The following is a 17,093-nucleotide window of genomic DNA, read 5'->3' on the forward strand; positions in this document are numbered from 1 at the left end:
CTCCCCTCGTACGCCAGCAACCGCCGTCCCCGCCCCATGCCACGCCCCTCGTCACCCACGTAACGCCCCTCCCTACGCCGTTTCCTCACCCGGCTCCAACACCAGCCGGAGCGCCTGCCGCACGGCCGCCTCCTGCGCCGGTGCGAGAGCCGCGAAATACGAGTCCGCGAACCCCGTCACGGCCAGTTCCTCCCGTTCCCCGGGCAGCTCGCCCAGCATCCCCACCGGGATGCACGCGGCGAGCGCGCGGGCCGCCTCCGCCACCCGCGGGTCCTCCGGACCGGCCCCGGCCAGCTCGTCCAGCAGGGCGTAGACCTCGTAGATCCGCTCCATCGCCCCGGGCGGCGCGACCGCCTCCTTCAGTACGGACACCATCTGCGTGCCGACCTCGGAGCCCGCGGCCACCTCCAGCAGCTCCAGCATCTCCCGCTCCTTCGCGGCCATCGCGGGCTCCGGGCCGGGCAGCGTGGCCGAGACCCGCCGCATCTCGCCGAACAGCTCCGTCAACTGCTCCGAATAAGGCCCTTCGGCGGGCAGCTGCCCACCCTCCTCCACCTGCCTCAAGAGCGCCCCCAGCCGCTCCCGCCGACGCCGGATCTCCGCCTCCTGCCGCGCCAGATCCCCGTCCAGCTCGGCCAGCACCTCCCGCAGCTCCCGCCCCGCGTCGTCCGCGAGCACGTCACGCACCTCGCCCAGCCCGAGCCCCAGCTCGCTCAGCCGCCGCACCCGCGCCAGCGTCACCGCGTCCCGCAGCCCGTACCGCCGGTACCCGTTCGCCAGCCGCTCGGGCTCCGGAAGCAGCCCGAGGTGGTGGTAGTGCCGTACGGTCCGCGTGGTGACACCGGCCAGCGCCGCGAGCTCTCCGATCCTCATGGGGACAGTAGAAACGTTGCCGCTACGGCAAGGTCAAGGCGCGGCCGGCCGCCAGGTACCATGGTCCGCACGGCGGACGAGCCGGCCGGACGGCCGCGTGGGGGTGCACCGCATCCCCCCGAGGAACGTCCGGGCTCCACAGGGCAGGGTGGTGGGTAACGCCCACCCGGGGTGACCCGCGGGACAGTGCCACAGAAAGCAAACCGCCGAGGACTCCGGTCCTCGGTAAGGGTGAAACGGTGGTGTAAGAGACCACCAGCCTCCGAGGTGACTCGGAGGGCTAGGTAAACCCCACCCGGAGCAAGGTCAAGAGGGGCCGTCGGCCGACGACCCTGCGCGGACGTTCGAGGGCTGCCCGCCCGAGTCCGCGGGTAGACCGCACGAGGCTGCCGGCAACGACAGCCCTAGATGGATGGCCGTCTCCCGACGGGCCGCAAGGCCTTTCGGTGACAGAACCCGGCGTATAGGCCGACTCGTCCGCCATTTCGCCCCTGACCTGCACAAACGCCCGGGCAGGGGCCGTTGCGCGCCCCGACGGGCTCCCGTCCCTGACCTGCGGTTTCCCGGAAGTTCCCGCGTGAATGTCCACTGGTTGTGCACGCGGTTGTGCACGTGCGCCAAGGCCGCCAGGGGGCGTGCACGGGTGATCGTCGGCGCAATTGAGCGGGCTGAGCCCGGTATGGCACACGGGCTCGGTGCGATGCCCCGACGGAGAGCACAACGCAGAACCTGACGCAAGGCTTGACCGCAGGTTCGAGTCCTCGGCAGGAGCCGCAAACAAGGGCTTGCCGTGCCCGCACCCCCTGTGACCTGCGGAGATTCGCTCGTCGTGGCCATGTCGGCACACCTGCTGAAGACACGGGTCCGCTGACGTGGTGGGGCTTTGCTGGACCGCTTCGGTTGGGGTGAGCAGCTGGTGATCCAGGTGGTCCGTGCCAACTTCGATCAGCTGCGTCTCGATCGCAACAGGGCAGCGCCCAGTCATCTATTTGACACGGCACATGCTCTTGCTGCAGTGCGGACCTCCTACGAGCTTGGGCTGTGGTTCCACGACGCGCTGACCGGCCGACATACGGTGGCGGAGTTCGTTCCGCCGACCGACCCGGACGACGAGGCGCAGATCACGGATCCGGAGGAGCTGGCTGCTCTAAGGGAGGCCCTGGAGGGCCACCGTAAGGCCTCCACCCAGGTGCGTACCCGTCTGACCGCGTCCGTCAAATGAGCTCGAGACAGAGCGCCATGCTCGCGCTGAGGCTGGGAATCTCATCGCCAGTACTGTCACGCACAAGCGAGCTGTTCGTGCGGATAGAACAGCTGACAGCGGAGGTTGAGGAGCTGCGCCGACTGCAGCGGGCGCAGTACGAGACCGCCCGACAGCAGCCGAGCAGCGTGGACGCGGCCGCCCGCGACGCGATCATTCACCGGGCGCAGCGTCCCGCGCCCCTCAACGAGGTTCAGGCGCGGGTCGCCATCGACAAGACGCTCGCCGCAGCGGGCTGGGAGATCCAGGGCCGCGACCAGGTCGCCCCCACGGCCAAGCTCGGAGTCGCCGTCCGCGAATTCACCTCGCTACCGTCCGCGCCGGCTATGTCCTGTGTGCCAAAGGCCAGATCGTGAGCGTCATCGAGGCCAAGCGTGAAGGAGAGCACCTAAACGACGCCCTCGCCCAGAACAGCCGCTACGTGAAGCGAATGCTGAAAGAGCGCAGCCTCGCCGTCTGGCGACAGAATGAGCCCTTCGCTTTCCCGGTATGCCACCGCGGGCGCGGAGACGTATTTCCTCAACCGGCTCGACCCTGATGCCCGCTCTCGTGAAGTCTTTTCCTTCCACAAGCCCGAGACGATCGCGGATTGGATGGAGCGCGCCGACCAGCAGCCGAAGTCCCCGACCGTCCGGGCGGGCCTGCGTCCGCTGCCGCCGCTGGAGCCGAACGGGCTGCGGCTCGCTCAGCTGGATGCGCTCAGTGGCCTGGAGAAGGCGCTCGGCGCGGACCGGCCGCGGTCGCTGATCCAGATGGCGATAGGGGCGGGTTACGCGGAGCCCCGGTCGAGGTCTTTCTGTCGCACTTCATGCGTCCGTGAGCATGGGGCGCATACTTGGCGAGCGTCGCGCGCGGTGACTTCGACGCTTTGTCCGGTGGCTTAGGTATGTTGCAGGCGTTGAGGTCCTATCGAGAGGCGGAGTCGTCGTTAGGCGCCTGGGGCTATTGGTCGGGTTGCCAGCCGAGCTGGATGAGGGATGTGCCGCGTTTGCGGGTGATGTAGTGGGCGCGGCCGGGTGGCATGGGGCGGGGGCGGACGTTGGCGAGGATGTCGCCTTCGTTGGGGTCGCCGGAGAGGATGAGGGCCTGGGCGCCGAGTTCGGTGAGGCGTTGGAGGACGGGTTCGTAGAGGGCGCGGGAGATGCCGGCGGTGGTGCGGGTGACGATGAGGTGGATGCCGGTGTCGCGGGCGTAGGGGAGTTTGTCGGTGAGTACGGCCAGGGGGTTGTTGGTGCTGGTGGCGATGAGGTCGTAGTCGTCGAGGAGGACGAAGAAGCGGGGGCCGGTCCACCAGCTGCGGTCGCGGAGTTGCTGGGGGGTGACGTCGGGGGTGGGCCGACGGCGTTCCATGAGGCCGGCGAGGGCGTTCATGTGGATGTCGAGGGAGCCATCCGTGGGGGCGTATTCGAGGAGGTGGGTGTCTGGAATGGCGTCGAGGAGGGTGCGGCGGTAGTCGCCGACGACGATTTTAGCTTCGTCGGGGGTGTAGCGTTCGGCGATTTTGTGGGCGAGGTGGCGGAGGGTGGCGGTCTTGCCGGATTCGCTTTCGCCGAGGATGAGGAGGAAGGGGTCGGTTTCGAAGTCGGCGTAGACGGGTTCGAGGTTGGTTTCGTCGAGGCCGAGGGCGATGCCGCGGTGGGGGAAGTCCGAGCCCTTGGGGAGGTGGGCGGCGGGGACGGCGTGGGGGAGGAGCCGGACGGCGGGGGCGGAGGGGCCGGACCAGTTTTCCGTAACGGTATGGACGAACTCGCTGGTGGCGTCGGCGAGTTCGGTGGTGGTGCCGTCGGCCTGGCGTGTATGGGGGAGGGCGGTGAGGAAGTGGAGTTTGGTGGGGGTTTGGCCGCGGCCGGGGACGCCGGGTGGGACGTTGGCGGCGGTTTTGCGGTCGAATTCGGAGTCCATGGGGTCGGTCAGGCGCAGCTCCAGGCGGCCGAGGATCTGGTCCTTGAGGGCGGCGCGGACTTCGAGGTGGCGGGAGGCGGTGAGGATGACGTGGATGCCGAAGCCGAGGCCGCGGGAGGCGAGGTCGGTGACGACCGGCTCCAGGAGTTCGTATTCGTCCTTGAAGGGGCCCCAGCCGTCGATGACGAGGAAGACGTCGCCCCATTGCTGGTCGGGGAGGCGGCCTTCGGCGCGGCGTCGGCGGTAGGTGGCGATGGTGTCGATGTCGTGGGTGCGGAAGTACTCCTCGCGGCGGGCGAGGATGCCGGCGACTTCGGCGATGGTGCGGCGGATGCGTTCGGGGTCCAGACGGGAGGCGATGGAGCCAACGTGCGGGAGGGCGGCGACGGAGCTGAGCGCGCCGCCGCCGAAGTCGAGGCCGTAGAACTGGACCTCATGGGGGGTGTGGGTGAGTGCGAAGGCGCTGATGAGGGTGCGCAGAAGGGTGGACTTGCCGGACTGGGGGCCGCCGACGATCAGGAGGTGGCCGGTGGCGCCGGAGAAGTCGTGGTGGAGGAGGTCGCGGCGCTGTTCGAAGGGCTTGTCGACCAGGCCGAAGGGGACAGTGAGCTGGCCGGTGGCGCGGTAGGTCGAGGCGTGTAGGCCGCGCTCCGGAGTGACGGTGAGTTCCGGGAGGAGCTGGTCGAGGCTGGGGGAGGTGTCCAGGGGCGGGAGCCAGACCCGGTGGGCGGGCGGTCCCTGGCCGTCCAGGCGGCGGACGATGACGTCCAGGACGGTGTCGGCCAGGGCGTCGTGGGCGTCGTCGACCGGTGCGGGGACCTCGGGGGTGGGCTGCGTGGCCGGGGTGGCGGCGACGGGGACGGGCGCGGCGGTGAAGAGGGCCGCGGGCTGCTGTACGGGGAGGGCGCCGTGGTCCGTGTGGCTGGCAGCTGAGCGGTGGGGGCCTGAGACGTAGGCGGCCTTGAAGCGGGTCATCTCGTCCGTACCGAACTTGAGGTAGCCGGAGCCGGGGACGGTGGGGAGGTGGTAGGCGTCGGGGACACCGAGGGCGACGCGGGATTCGGCGGCGGAAAAGGTACGCAGGCCGATGCGGTAGGAGAGGTAGGTGTCCAGACCGCGCAGGCGGCCCTCCTCCAGGCGCTGGGAGGCCAGGAGAAGATGGACACCCAGGGACCGGCCGATGCGGCCGATCTGGATGAACATCTCGATGAAGTCGGGCTTGGCGGTGAGCAGCTCGCTGAACTCGTCGATGACGATGACGAGGGACGGCAGCGGGTCGAGGGCGTGGCCGGCGGCCCGGGCCTTTTCGTAGTCGTGGATGTTGGCGAAGTTGCCGGCCTGGCGTAGCAGCTCTTGGCGGCGCTGGAGTTCGCCGCGTATGGAGTCACCCATGCGGTCGACCAGGGAGAGGTCGTCGGCGAGGTTGGTGATGACGGCGGCGACGTGGGGCAGGGCGGACATGCCGGCGAAGGTGGCCCCGCCCTTGAAGTCGGCGAGGACGAAGTTGAGGGTCTCGGAGGAGTGGGTGACCGACAGGCCCAGGACGAGGGTGCGCAGGAGCTCGGATTTACCGGAACCGGTCGCGCCGACGCACAGGCCGTGCGGGCCCATGCCGTTCTGCGCGGCCTCCTTGAGGTCGAGCATGACGGGCTGCCCGGATTCGTCGATACCGATCGGGACGCGCAGGCGTTCGGCCTGGGAGCGGGGACGCCAGGTGCGGGCGACCTCGACGTGGGCGGCGTCGCCGAGGTCGAGGAGATCGGTGAAGTCCAGGTTGGCCAGGAGCGGCTCGTCCTCGTCCGTGCCGTCCACATACAGGGGCGCGAGCTGTCGGGCGAGGGTGTCGGCGCGTTCCAGGGAGAGCAGGTCGGGGGTGCCGTTGTAGACCGAGACGGCGGATTCCAGACGCAGGCGGGTGGGGTGGGCGGATACGGACAGGCCGCCACGGGGTTCGTCGAGCTCGCCGGAGACGACCTCGATGACGGTGACGCCCTGGAGACCCTCCGGGGCGGCGAGGACAGAGTCCGGGGGGACCATGCCGCCGTCCAGGATGATGACGAGGTGGGGCCGGTCGAGGAGAGGCGGGGCGTCGCGGTTGAAGCGGGGGCGGTCGGCGAGGTGGCCGACCAGGAGGGTTTCGAGTTCGGTGACGTCGTCGGTGAACAGGCGGCGGGTGCCGGCCCCGTCAGCCGAGCCGGGCAGCTGGGCATGCGGCAGCCACTTCGTCCACTCCCAGCGTCCGACGGCGCCGGGGGCCGCCACCACGGCGACCAGAAGGTCGGCGGGGGAGTGCAGGGTGACGAGCTGACCGATCAGGGCGCGGGCCGTGCCCTGGGCGCAGGCCGGGTCGCCGGAGACCGTGAGGTGGTAGAAGGCGCGCAGGGAGACCGCGACCGGCATGTTGTGCAGCGAGCCGTGAGCGGCCAGGAAGCGCTGCATGATGCCGGCGGTCAGCGGTTCGAGTTCGTCGACGGGGGCGGTGTCGGGGGCAACAAGCGGAGTGGCCAGCTGCTGGGTGCCCAGGCCGATACGGGCCTGGCCGAAGTCGGCATCGCCGATGCGGCGCTCCCAGATGCGGCTGCCCTCGGCGACGAGGGACCACAGCTGGTCGGGGGCCGGGTGTAGGTAGTGCTGGGCGCCCTGTTGGGCGGTGGCCGTACGGAGGATCCGACGGCGGGTCTGCGCCAGGTACTTGAGGTAGTCCCGACGGCTCTGCGCCATCTCGCCCTGGGTGCCTCTGCGGTAGCGGACGATCTGGGCGATGACCATGCCGATCGTCGAAAGCAGCATCAGCGCGCCCATGATGCGCATGAAGCCAGGCAGGCCCGGCATGAAGAAGAACACGACCGACGAGCCCATGCCGATCATCGGCAGGAGCTGCATCAGCACGCCCTCCTGCTGGCCGCGCGGCAGCTCCGGCGGGGCCTGCAGCTGCAGCTCGTCCGTGGCGGGGCCGGGCGGAAGCGCCCGCGGCGGGCGCTTGACGACGATCTGGCTCACCGAGCATCAATCCCTCGACACGGAGGGAAGTTCCGTACCGATCGCCCCCTGGCGACGGCGCCCCCCGCACCAGGCGATCCTACTGCCGACTAATGTGACAGATGGGAAGGGCTGCACGGCTCGATGACACAAAGGAGCCGGTGACTCAGAAGTGCGGTGGCACGATAGTCCGCGGCACCGACCGCGTACGGATCGAGCGTGGCAACGATCACGTGACCGAGCGGCCATATGACCGAGTGGCCGGATGGCCAGGTGGCAGGGGGCAGAGCTGAACACGATGAGCACGAGCACGGGAACCGGCTTCCGCAGGATCGCGGTGGTCGCCCCCGACAGTCGTATCGACGTGGCACTGCCCGAGAACATCCCGGTCTCCGACATCTACCCGGAGATCCTGCGCCTGACCGGACAACGACAGCCCCCGGGCGCGCCGACCGGCTACTACCTCTTCCGCGCCGACGGCAGCGCCCTCGACAGCGCCCGTACGCTCGCCGACCAGCGCGTCGTCGACGGTGAGATGCTGCACCTGCGCCCCTTCGCGCAGTCGCTCCCGCCGGCGGTCTTCGACGATGTCTCCGATGCGGTGGCCGCCGCCGTCACCCGCGACCGCCGTCTGTGGCACGACGGCCTGCTGCGCGGGGCTGGCCTGGCCGGAGTCGGGGTGCTGCTCGTCCTCCTCGCCCTCGTGCTGTGGTCCGCCGACCCGGTACGGCACGACATGCACGGTCTGCCGGGCGTGATCGCCGGTACGGCGGGTGTGCTGTTGGCCGCGTTCGCGGGGGTACGGGCTCGGGTTTATGAGGACCAGCCGTCAGCCGTCGCACTCGGCCTGGGCGCGCTGCCGGTCGTGCTGTGCGCGGGCTCGGGGATCGTCGGTCCGGACGCCGGCCACGGGGCCGGGCGGCTGCAGTTCCTGCTGGGCTGTATTGCCGTGCTCATGGTTTCCGTCACTCTTGTCGTGCTGTCGCCGTCCGGTGATGCGCCGTTCATCGCCGCCACGTTCGCCTCGGCCGTCGGCACCCTCGCCGCATTCCTCGCCATCATCAGCGAGGCCACGGCCACCCAGGCCGCAGCCGTCTGCGCGCCCGTGGCCATCGGCCTGATGGCCTTCCTGCCGGGACTGGCCACGCGCCTGGCCCGGCTGCCCATCGGGTACGTCACACCGCGCAGCCTGAGCGAGGGACGGGAAGCGGGAGCGGAACTGAGGGGTGATGAGGAGCCCATCGGCCTGGACCCCGTCGACGAGGAGCGCGTCGCCGCCCAGGCCCGCCGCGGCCATGAGCTGCTGCTCGGACTGCTCGGCGGCTGTTGCGTGGTCCTCATCGGCGCCGCGGGCGTCCTCGGCTTCGCTCCCTCCACATGGGCCCAGCTGCTGGCGCTGGCCACCGGCCTGGCGACGCTGCTGCGCGCCCGGCTCTTCCGCTACACCGCCCAGGTTGCCTGCACGGTCGTCGCCGGCCTGGCAGCGCTGTGTCTCCTCGTACTGGGGGTGGCCTTCAATCCGCCCACCGGGATGCTGAACGACTTCCTCTCGGGAGACCGCACTTCGCTGGATCTGCGTACGCTGTGGCTTGCGCTCGTGGTCATCGGCGTGGTGGCGCTGGTGACGACGGTCGCGCTGACCGTACCGAAGAAGGGGCTGACGCCCTTCTGGGGCCGGGTGCTCGATCTCGCCGACGGATTCCTGCTGCTGTCCCTGATGCCGCTGTGCCTGGCGGTCCTGGACCTGTACAGCCGGGCACGGAGCATGACCAGCGGCTGAGGGAAACCACGGGCCCGAGGCCCCGAGAACACGCAGGACGAGACGGCTGAGGAACGGCCGCACAGGAACAGGGAGCAGGGGGGAAGCGCAGCGTCATGGCATCACGGCGGGACGAGCTCAACGGCTACACCTTCGCCAAGAAACGGCTGGTGGCCGCCTTCCTGCAGCCTTCCCCGGACCGCACGGACGAGGGCGCCCCGAGCCCGCTGCGCGCGGTGCTGCCCGGCCTGGTCATCGCCGCCCTGATCCTGTCCGGATTCGGCGCCTGGGGCATGTTCCGCCCCAAGGCCCCCAAAGGCTGGGACGCCCCCGGCGCACACGTCATCCTGGGCAGCAAATCCACCACCCTGTATGTGGTTCTGGAGACAGGCGGCAAGAAGCAGCTGCACCCCGTCCTGAACATGGCCTCCGCCCGGCTGCTCCTCAAACCCGACCGGTTCGACGTCCTCAAGGTCGACGAGGGGGAACTGGACAGCGGAAAACTCCCCCACGGCCCGACCCTGGGCATCCCGTACGCCCCCGACCGGCTCCCGGAAGCGGCCGAGGCAGCGAAGGGCAAACGCTGGGCGGTGTGCGAACAACCCGGCAGCAATGGCAAGTCCGTACAGAAGGCCACCTTCCTCTTCGCCGACCGTGACACGGACAAGGTGGAGGGTCCGGGCCGTCTGCACGATGGCCAGGCCCTCTACGTCCAGGAGACCAGGGGATCCGGGGAGTCCGGCGGGGCCCGCTATCTGATCGACCCGAAGGGCACCAAGTACCTCATCGACGGTGGCGCTGATACGGAACTGCTGCTGCGCGCCCTGGTGGGCGACCGACAGCCCCAGCCGGTCACCAAGGACTGGCTCGCCACCTTCCACGACGGCACCCCGATCGCCTTCCCCACCCTGCCCGGTACGGTCAACCAGCCCGCCCACGTCAACGGCCTCGGCGGACGCGAAAACCGCACCGGCATGGTGCTGCGCGCGACCACCGGCGCTGGCACCCAGCACTACGTCGTACTCCCGGGCAAGGTCATCCCCGTCTCCGACTTTGTGGCCAAGTTGCTCCTGTTCTCCAAGCAGACGGCCCCACTGGAGCAGCACAATCGCCCCACCGAGGTGGACGCACAGTCCTTCACCCCCGAGGCGCAGCACCTGTTTGCCGAGAAGCAGTGGCCGCAGGGGGTTGCCGAACAGGTCAACACCGACACGGCGCAGGGCGGCCGCGGTACTACGGTCTGCAGTGTGCTGCGTGCGGTGTCGAAGACCGGCGATACGGAACTGAGTACCTGGGCGGGAGCGGATTTCCCCCAGCAGATCGCCAACGGCGGCACCAGCGCGTACGTCACCCCGGGGACCGGCCTGTTCTACAAGCAGATCCAGCCGGGAGACGCCAGTTCCGGAGCGCACTTCCTCGTCACGGACACCGGCCTGCGCTACGGCGTTCAGACGAACAACGACAGCAGCGCCAAACAATCCGGCACCCCAGGCACAGCCAAGGAACAGCATTCCGGCGAGCGCCCGCAGGAGACCAACCGGGCGCAGACCCTCCTTGGTTACAAGGACATCAAACCGGTGCTGGTGCCGACGAACTGGTCGCAGTTCCTGCCGATGGGACCTCGGCTGGATGCGAACGCCGCCCGCCAGCCCCAGGGCTCATAAGGGACGGGGAGACGCAGTGAGGAGGAGAACACCAGCCGCACGGGCGGCGGCCACCCTGCTCGTGGCACTGATCGGAGGCATTGCCCCCATGGCTCCGGCCGGCGCCGCCCACGCCGCGGACGGGGAGGGCGTGACCTCGGCCCCTGAGGGGAACGGCGTCTGCACCTTCCCCATGAAGCAGCAGATCAAGGAACGCCCCTGGGCCCTGCAGCGCGTCGTCCTCGACCAGCTGTGGCAGGACACCAAGGGCCGGGACGCGCACGGTCGCCCGGTACGCGTCGCCGTCATCGACACCGGTGTTGACAACACTAACCCGCAGTTGAGCGACGCCGTCGATTCCAAGCACGGCTGGGACTTCCTGCACGACACCAAGGACAGCAGGAGCGGCACAGCGGGGGATCCGAAGACACCGACGGACGGCACGTACGACCCGGTGGGCCACGGCACCAAGGTCGCCGGCATCATCGCCGCCCGCCCCCGTGCGGGTACCGGCTTCGTCGGGCTCGCCCCCGAAGCCACGATCATCCCCTTCCGCCAGAACGACGAGAAGGGTACCGGCACCGCCGCCACCCTGGCCCAGGCCATCCGCAAGGCTATCGCCGCCGATGCGGACGTCATCAACATCTCCCAGGACACCACCAAGCCGCTGACCACCACCTCCGACCTGGCGGCTGCCGTCAAGGAAGCCCGGCACAAGAACATCGTCGTCGTCGCCTCGGCAGGCAACGACGGCCTCGACGGCCAGCTCAAGCAGACCTACCCGGCCGCGTACGAAGGGGTGCTCGCCGTCGCCTCCTCCGACCGCAACAACGAGCGCGCCCCCTTCTCCCAGAGCGGCGACTTCATCGGCGTGGCAGCCCCTGGCGTGGACATGGTCTCCACCGTGCCCAAGGGCGGCCAGTGCGTGGACAACGGCACCAGCTTCTCCGCCCCCTACGCCGCCGGCGTCGCCGCCCTGCTGAAGGCCAAGCACCCGGACTGGAAGGAGCACCAGATCGTCGCCCAGATCGAGCAGACCGCCGAACGCACCGTCAACGGCAAGGACTCCTTCGTAGGCTGGGGCGTTGTCGACCCGGTACGCGCCCTCACCGACGACGCCCACCCCATCGACCGCCCGAGCGCGAACAACGGCCTGGCCAAGGCCACGCCCCCGGACCCCACCGCCTGGCCCGATGGCGAGAGCCCGGAGGAACGGATGGAGCGGTACGCGACGTACGGCCTGGGAGTGGGCGGCGTGGCGGTCGCTGTTATCGCGGGCGTGGCGGTCGTCTGGCGGGACATGCGCAAACGGGACATACGCGGGCGGGCCGCGCGCGTCAATGAGTAGCCGTACTCATGCCGACGGGGTCTGAGCTCATGAGTTCGATAGCGCGGGCAACTACTCTTGCTGTTACGACTTGCATGCAGTTGGGGCTTCCGAATGCGTGAGCGCAAAACGGGCGGTTGTTGTCAGAGGCGGTAGCTAGAGTGGCTCCCGACGTTGGTGACTTACGAGTAGCAGTTTCCGGGGAGGGACGCGCCATGGGGGCTGACGCGACCACAGGTATGCGGGTCAACGGGGCGGCGCCGCAGGGCAAGAGCGCCGACCTGGCTGTCGAGGCCGAAACGCTGGCGAGCTTCAAGAAGCGGGTCGATGCCCTGCTGGAGCGTTTGCGGGCATCGAACGCCGACCCCGGGACGCTCGGCCACCGCAGGATCGCTCCTGCTTCCTTCGGACAGGGGTTCGGCGAGGCGGAGGGGCTGGCCGCGGCGTACGAGAAGGTGCTGACCCAACTGGAGACTTTCTCCAAGGCGTTCGGCGACCAGATCGACACGCTGGGCATCGGCGCCCAGGTCGCCGAACACGGCTACGAGGCCATCGACACCGGTGTGAAGGACCGCCTGGCGGCCATCCAGCGCCGCACCCAGGAGCTGTACAAGGCGCCGCGGCCGGAGCAGCAGCCCGCCGGTGCCGCCAGTCCTGCCACTTCGGGCAGGGGCGAAGGGCAGTCCGCGGGCGCCGACGGCATCTGACGCGAGGGGGAAGAGAAAGAGAGATGGCGGGGAACTCCAGCTGGCACGGCTGCACCAACTTCGAGAACGCAACGCACCAGTCCCTGTACGCCATGGTGGCCGACGGGGACCACATGGAGATCGGGTACAAGGGCACCTGCCTTGCCGACGCCGGCAAGGAGATCGAACGGATCGCCACAGAGCTCAAGGCGCACATCGAGCAGGTGCAGTGGGAAGGCGAGGGTGCTGAAGCCTTCCGCGAGTGGGGCCATGACACCGTCAAGGAGAGCCACAAGCTGGCCCGCTTTGCCACCAACACCGGAGATGCCCTGACAGACGCCGCGGGCGCCCTGGGATCGGCCAAGCTGATGCCCGCACCGAAGGGCAACTTCGTCGAGCTGAACGGCGGAGCGCATACTCCGGCGGGTGGTGCGACGGACGCGCTCGTCATGAAGGACCCGGAGCGCGAGGAGGCCGTAGCCGCGATGAACCGGTTGGCCTCCTACTACCGCACGGCCCAGGCCAAGATCGAGAGCCAGGAACCGCCGAACTTCAGGCCGGCATCGGGGTTCGTACCGGATCCCCCTAAGAGCCGCCGTTTTGCGGCGGGTTTCGAAATTGTGGACCAGCCGACGGGTAGTGGTCCCGTGAACGGCGCGGGCGGTGCAGGGACGATTTCTTCAACGGGCAGCAGCAGTGGTGAGCCGCACGTAGGGGCCTCCAGTGCGTCCGTTGGTGGCGTGCGGCAGGACACGCAGGTGGGTACGGCTGTTAACTCCACTGCGCCGGTACTGCTGCCCGATGCGACGTCGCCGCAGGGCGGCACCGTTCCGGCCCACCCCGGGAGCTCTGGAAACCCCCCTGGCCCTGTCGTACCTGGACCGTCGACCATCCCTGGGACGGTGAAGACCCCTTCGGATCGCGGAAGTACGACACGAGGCCCGCAGTCGAATGTCGCTCGGCCCGGCATGGTGGAGAAGCTGCCCCGTAGGGCTGAAGGAGACGGCATCGTCGGCGGGACCACGCAACGTGGCGGGACCGCAACCGGACGTCCCGGGGTGTCCGGCGGGAAGGTCATGGGAGAGGAACGAGGTGTGCTCCCGTCCAGGCCGGTGGGCTCTGGAGGCAACCCTCCCGCCGCCGGCAGTACGGCGACCGGTGGTGGTACGGGAAGCTCTGGTCAGCGACCGGTTCTCCCTCGCGGAGAGTCTGTCAGCGCGCCCCGAGGCCTGGTCATGGGCGAGGACCGTGGTGCGATGGCACGTGGCTATCCGGGAAGAACGAGCAGTGGCGTGAGCCAGGGTGTTCCCGGACCTCGCTGGGCATACGAACCTGGCGGCACTGTGGGAGCTGCACCCGGTGGACCGGTGGTGGGCGGCGAGCAGCGCCCCGGGGAGCACGGCTCCGTGATGGGCCGGAGCGGTGCGGGAGGCACCGTTGAAGGCCATGCTCCCGGTATACCGTCCGGGGCGGGCCGGGGCGCGGCCTCCGATCTGGGACGAGCGGTCGGACGAGCACAGGTACCGCGTGGCGGGGCGGCGGACTTCACGCCTGGTGGATCTGGCCTGGCACGGAGTAACGCCTCCAGCGGCATGCACCCTGTGCCGGGTGCGCCGTCGTTCTCCCGGGGGCGGCGTGGTTCCGCCCAGCGACCGGACTATCTCCACGAAGACAGCGAGACGTGGACGGCACAGCACGATTCGGTTGTGCCGCCGGTGATCGAATAGGGCCGTCGTGGTTGTGCAAGGGATAGGAGGACGCAGCACTGTGACTCGTGCGGCAATTTGCGTGCGGCGGAGGAAACAGCTCCGGCTGGCTGTGCTCGTCTCCCTCTCGGCCCTGTGTACGGGATTGCTCGCACCAACAGCTGTTGCGGATGACATGAGGTCACGCCAGTGGCATCTGGATGCGATGCAAGCCGAACGCATGTGGCAGCTGAGCACTGGACAAGGCGTCACCGTTGCCGTGATCGACAGCGGCGTCGACAGCTCCGTACCCGAGCTGCGTGGCCAGCTGCTGCCGGGCAAGGACTTCACGGGCCAAGGTCGCGGCGTCAACCACGATGATGAAGGCCATGGCACGAGCATGGCGGTGATCATCGCTGGCCGACGGAGCGGAAACGGTCCTTGGGGCCTGGCGCCGGGCTCGAAGATCCTTCCCATCAAGAGCATTGACGGGAACTGGGCTGTCAGCATGGCCGAATCCATCCGCTACGCGGCGGATCAGGGTGCGAAGGTCATCAACATCTCCCAGGGCGGATCGGTCAGCGACGGAAACAGGGCTGTCCTGCAACCGGCGGTTGACTACGCGAACAAGAAGGGGAGCTTGATCTTCGCGGGCACGGGAAATAGCGGAGAAGAGGGGAACGCTCCTGCCTATCCTGCAAGCCTCCCCGGGGTTGTCGGAATCGGGGCTGTGGACAAGTCCCTGAAAGTGGCAAAATTCTCAACCTATGGGCCGCAGGTAGCGCTAGCGGCACCTGGTGTCCGCATCCCCGCACGCTGTACCACGGAACTCCGGCACTGCGTTGAGGACGGAACCAGTGATGCCACAGCCATCGCCTCAGCCTCGGCGGCATTGATCTGGTCCAGTCATCCGGACTGGACCAACAACCAGGTTCTACGGGTCATGATGGAGACCGCCGGTAAGCCGGAGGGCGGCAAGGTCCCGAGCACGTATCTCGGCTATGGGATCGTCCGCCCACGCAAGGTCTTGCTGGACAAGGAGGGCAATCCCGGCCCCGCTGACGTCAACCCGCTGCTCGCCGTCCGCGAGACTGCCGCGCCGTCCACGGAGCCGCAACCAGAGCGCAGCAAGAACAGCGCTGGCGCGGTGCGGAAGCAGACGCGTCAGGTGGATGGCGACGGCTCCACGACCTGGCCGGTCATCGCCGGAGTCGGCGCCGCGGTCCTGGTTCTCATCGGTGGTGGCTTTGCGGTGGCCCGGCGTCGGCAAAAGCAACAATAACTTCAAGAAAGGGAATCGAGGCTGCGGTCGCTTGTTGAGAGAGCGGCTGGATAGTCGGGCCGCATCTAGAGGATGCGAATGTCAACCGAATCCGAGGAGCGAACGATACCTCGGATTGATAACTCACTCCTGGGGGAAGGCGGATCATGGCAGGGAACACCGCGCTTACATATGCGGAAATCGAGAAGCTCAAGAGCGAGATCCAGAGCGGCAGCCAGTCGATGTCGGCGCAGCTGCGGACGCTGGTGAACGCCATCGCGGCCGTTGAGACCGCGTGGACGGGACAGGGTGCGAGTGCCTTCCGGCAGGCACAGAACGCGCTCAACGAGGACCACGCCGCGCTGCGCCGCATGCTCGACGGCATCAACGACGCCGTCGCCCGCACCAGCGTCACCAGCGACGCCAATGACTCCGAGGTGCTGTCCAGCTTCCGGAGCATCGACGTGAACGGGGGCGCGCCGGGTGGTCACCTCGCCCCCGGCTCTGCCAGCGGCATCAGCAACTACTAGCCACTGCCGTAGAGCTGGGGCATGGCTCCCGGCGGGCACATCACGACCACCGAGTAACAACTCCGATAAGTGGGGGAGAGTATGGCCGGCGACCAGAACCTTCGGGTTACATATGGCGCTCTGGAACAGACCGCCGCCGATATTGAGCGGGCAGCAAAGGAATTGCAGGCCGAGCTCGACAAGATCTGGGGCGCGGTCAAGCGCGTCTCTGATTCCTGGGAGGGCGAGGCACACCAGGCATTCCAGGCTGCGGAGCGGCAGTGGAACTCCCGGGCGAGCCACATCCAGAGCACCTTGCAGCAGGTGTCCACTAAGATCCGCGCGGGCAGCGCGGACTACCAGGCGACAGACCGTCGGGCTGCTGGTTTCTTCCACTAGCAACGACGGATGGCATGGATTTGGGGTGGGCGCGCATCGGACGCGCGTCCACCCCACGTCATTCTGGATATGCGGTGTGGGCGTCGGCTACCTGCAGGCAAAGGAGAGTAAACGTGATCGCGCACGGAGATGGGCGTAGTGCCGCGTTGGGCCTCGTCTGAGTTCTGCCGGTCGTGACTCCGCCTCTGGCGAGGTCCGCCGACGCGATCAAGTTGAGGCACGTCAGCCAGACTGAGTATGTGTACTCAGGTGGTGTAGGGAGCGGTACTTGTGACGGGGCGCGCTGTCATGTGTAGCGTCGATCCTGCTTGCAGCAGGGCCGTGCGGGTTGGGGAGGGTGAATGGAATTCCTGGAGGAGTGGGACCAGCTGGTCAAGGCGGCGCAGTACGGGTCGGGAGGTGCGGCTCAAGACTCTGGCCACGATGCCCGGATGACGCTCGCCTCGACGCAGGCGAGGGGAAGCGGTGGTGGCAGCGGATCTCCCGACCTGAAAGCGAGTCAGGGGCCCTGGACTGCTGCCTCCGGTGTAGCGACTGCCTTGCAGGCGAGTACAGGTTCCGCAGCAACCAGGCTCAGTGCTGCGCATGAGGGTGTCACGTGGGGGCTCGAAGGGTTCATGACTCCAGCGGTCCTTAACGAGGTGCGTACCACGTGGAGCGATCGGCTCGCGGACGTTAAGGCCGAGTGCCACCGGCTTGAGGGCGCGCTCAGGGCGGCGGGCAAGGAGTTCGGCGAGGTCGACGCGAGAGTGGCGCACTCATTTACGAAGCAGCAGGGTCGCGGCGACTCGCGGGCGGGGCGGTGACGG

Annotated in this window: 12 protein-coding genes and 1 other RNA gene; 11 read left to right on the forward strand and 2 right to left on the reverse strand. The window is 68.6% G+C overall.

The features are described from left to right. Positions 1-72: 72 nt before the first annotated feature. Entirely contained in the window at positions 73-873 is an 801-nt protein-coding gene (locus tag CP973_RS09855; RefSeq protein WP_150239386.1) for a MerR family transcriptional regulator, read from the reverse strand. 77 nt (positions 874-950) lie between these two features. On the opposite strand from CP973_RS09855, the gene rnpB reads away from it, so the two are divergent. From rnpB to CP973_RS09870, 3 genes are all read left to right on the forward strand, one after another. Further along, positions 951-1,353, forward strand: an RNA gene (gene rnpB, locus CP973_RS09860) — RNase P RNA component class A. Positions 1,354-1,756: 403 nt separating this feature from the next. Further along, positions 1,757-2,095 carry a hypothetical protein gene (locus CP973_RS09865; RefSeq protein WP_150239388.1) on the forward strand — a complete coding sequence of 113 codons (339 nt, stop codon included), beginning with the start codon at positions 1,757-1,759 and terminating at the stop codon, positions 2,093-2,095. Positions 2,096-2,172: 77 nt separating this feature from the next. After that, on the forward strand, positions 2,173-2,490 hold the full coding sequence (locus CP973_RS09870; RefSeq protein WP_150239390.1) for a hypothetical protein: 318 nt from the start codon (positions 2,173-2,175) through the stop codon (positions 2,488-2,490). A gap of 586 nt (positions 2,491-3,076) precedes the next feature. Here the strand turns inward: CP973_RS09870 and eccCa are convergent. Then, positions 3,077-7,036, reverse strand: coding sequence for a type VII secretion protein EccCa (eccCa, locus tag CP973_RS09875; RefSeq protein ID WP_150239392.1), 3,960 nt, complete (start codon positions 7,034-7,036; stop codon positions 3,077-3,079). A 277-nt stretch (positions 7,037-7,313) separates the two neighbouring features. On the opposite strand from eccCa, the gene eccD reads away from it, so the two are divergent. The 8 genes from eccD to CP973_RS09915 all read left to right on the forward strand — a co-directional run bounded on the left by eccD (position 7,314) and on the right by CP973_RS09915 (position 17,090). Next, positions 7,314-8,795 (forward strand): type VII secretion integral membrane protein EccD, encoded by a 1,482-nt coding sequence (gene eccD, locus CP973_RS09880; RefSeq protein WP_150239394.1) that lies wholly within the window; start codon positions 7,314-7,316, stop codon positions 8,793-8,795. Between the two features lie 95 nt (positions 8,796-8,890). Then, positions 8,891-10,438, forward strand: a complete 1,548-nt coding sequence (gene eccB / locus CP973_RS09885; RefSeq protein WP_150239396.1) for a type VII secretion protein EccB — start codon at positions 8,891-8,893, stop codon at positions 10,436-10,438. Positions 10,439-10,610: 172 nt separating this feature from the next. Continuing rightward, the gene (gene mycP / locus CP973_RS09890) at positions 10,611-11,765 is read left to right on the forward strand and encodes a type VII secretion-associated serine protease mycosin (RefSeq protein ID WP_150243377.1); all 1,155 of its coding nucleotides are present in this window, start codon (positions 10,611-10,613) and stop codon (positions 11,763-11,765) included. 194 nt (positions 11,766-11,959) lie between these two features. Continuing rightward, positions 11,960-12,451 (forward strand): hypothetical protein, encoded by a 492-nt coding sequence (locus tag CP973_RS09895; protein ID WP_150239399.1) that lies wholly within the window; start codon positions 11,960-11,962, stop codon positions 12,449-12,451. A 1,890-nt stretch (positions 12,452-14,341) separates the two neighbouring features. After that, a complete protein-coding gene (mycP, locus tag CP973_RS09900) occupies positions 14,342-15,397 on the forward strand; it encodes a type VII secretion-associated serine protease mycosin (protein ID WP_244409360.1) in 1,056 nt (351 codons plus the stop codon). A 146-nt stretch (positions 15,398-15,543) separates the two neighbouring features. Beyond that, positions 15,544-15,906: a WXG100 family type VII secretion target gene (locus tag CP973_RS09905; protein ID WP_150239401.1), complete on the forward strand. Its 363-nt coding sequence runs from the start codon at positions 15,544-15,546 to the stop codon at positions 15,904-15,906. 81 nt (positions 15,907-15,987) lie between these two features. Further along, a complete protein-coding gene (locus tag CP973_RS09910) occupies positions 15,988-16,284 on the forward strand; it encodes a WXG100 family type VII secretion target (protein WP_150239403.1) in 297 nt (98 codons plus the stop codon). 341 nt (positions 16,285-16,625) lie between these two features. After that, a complete protein-coding gene (locus CP973_RS09915; RefSeq protein ID WP_150239405.1) occupies positions 16,626-17,090 on the forward strand; it encodes a hypothetical protein in 465 nt (154 codons plus the stop codon). Positions 17,091-17,093 lie beyond the last annotated feature (3 nt).

The sequence above is a fragment of the Streptomyces albofaciens JCM 4342 genome, assembly GCF_008634025.1.
GTDB classification, from domain to species: Bacteria; Actinomycetota; Actinomycetes; order Streptomycetales; family Streptomycetaceae; genus Streptomyces; species Streptomyces albofaciens.

Bases quoted from the DNA above. Each gene is read 5' to 3' on its own strand.
- CP973_RS09855 (WP_150239386.1), bottom strand. From the start codon at position 873: ATGAGGATCGGAGAGCTCGCGGCGCTGGCCGGTGTCACCACGCGGACC.
- eccB (WP_150239396.1), top strand. From the start codon at position 8,891: ATGGCATCACGGCGGGACGAGCTCAACGGCTACACCTTCGCCAAGAAA.
- CP973_RS09895 (WP_150239399.1), top strand. From the start codon at position 11,960: ATGGGGGCTGACGCGACCACAGGTATGCGGGTCAACGGGGCGGCGCCG.
- CP973_RS09915 (WP_150239405.1), top strand. From the start codon at position 16,626: ATGGAATTCCTGGAGGAGTGGGACCAGCTGGTCAAGGCGGCGCAGTAC.
- CP973_RS09910 (WP_150239403.1), top strand. From the start codon at position 15,988: ATGGCCGGCGACCAGAACCTTCGGGTTACATATGGCGCTCTGGAACAG.
- mycP (WP_244409360.1), top strand. From the start codon at position 14,342: ATGCAAGCCGAACGCATGTGGCAGCTGAGCACTGGACAAGGCGTCACC.
- CP973_RS09905 (WP_150239401.1), top strand. From the start codon at position 15,544: ATGGCAGGGAACACCGCGCTTACATATGCGGAAATCGAGAAGCTCAAG.
- eccD (WP_150239394.1), top strand. From the start codon at position 7,314: ATGAGCACGAGCACGGGAACCGGCTTCCGCAGGATCGCGGTGGTCGCC.
- mycP (WP_150243377.1), top strand. From the start codon at position 10,611: ATGAAGCAGCAGATCAAGGAACGCCCCTGGGCCCTGCAGCGCGTCGTC.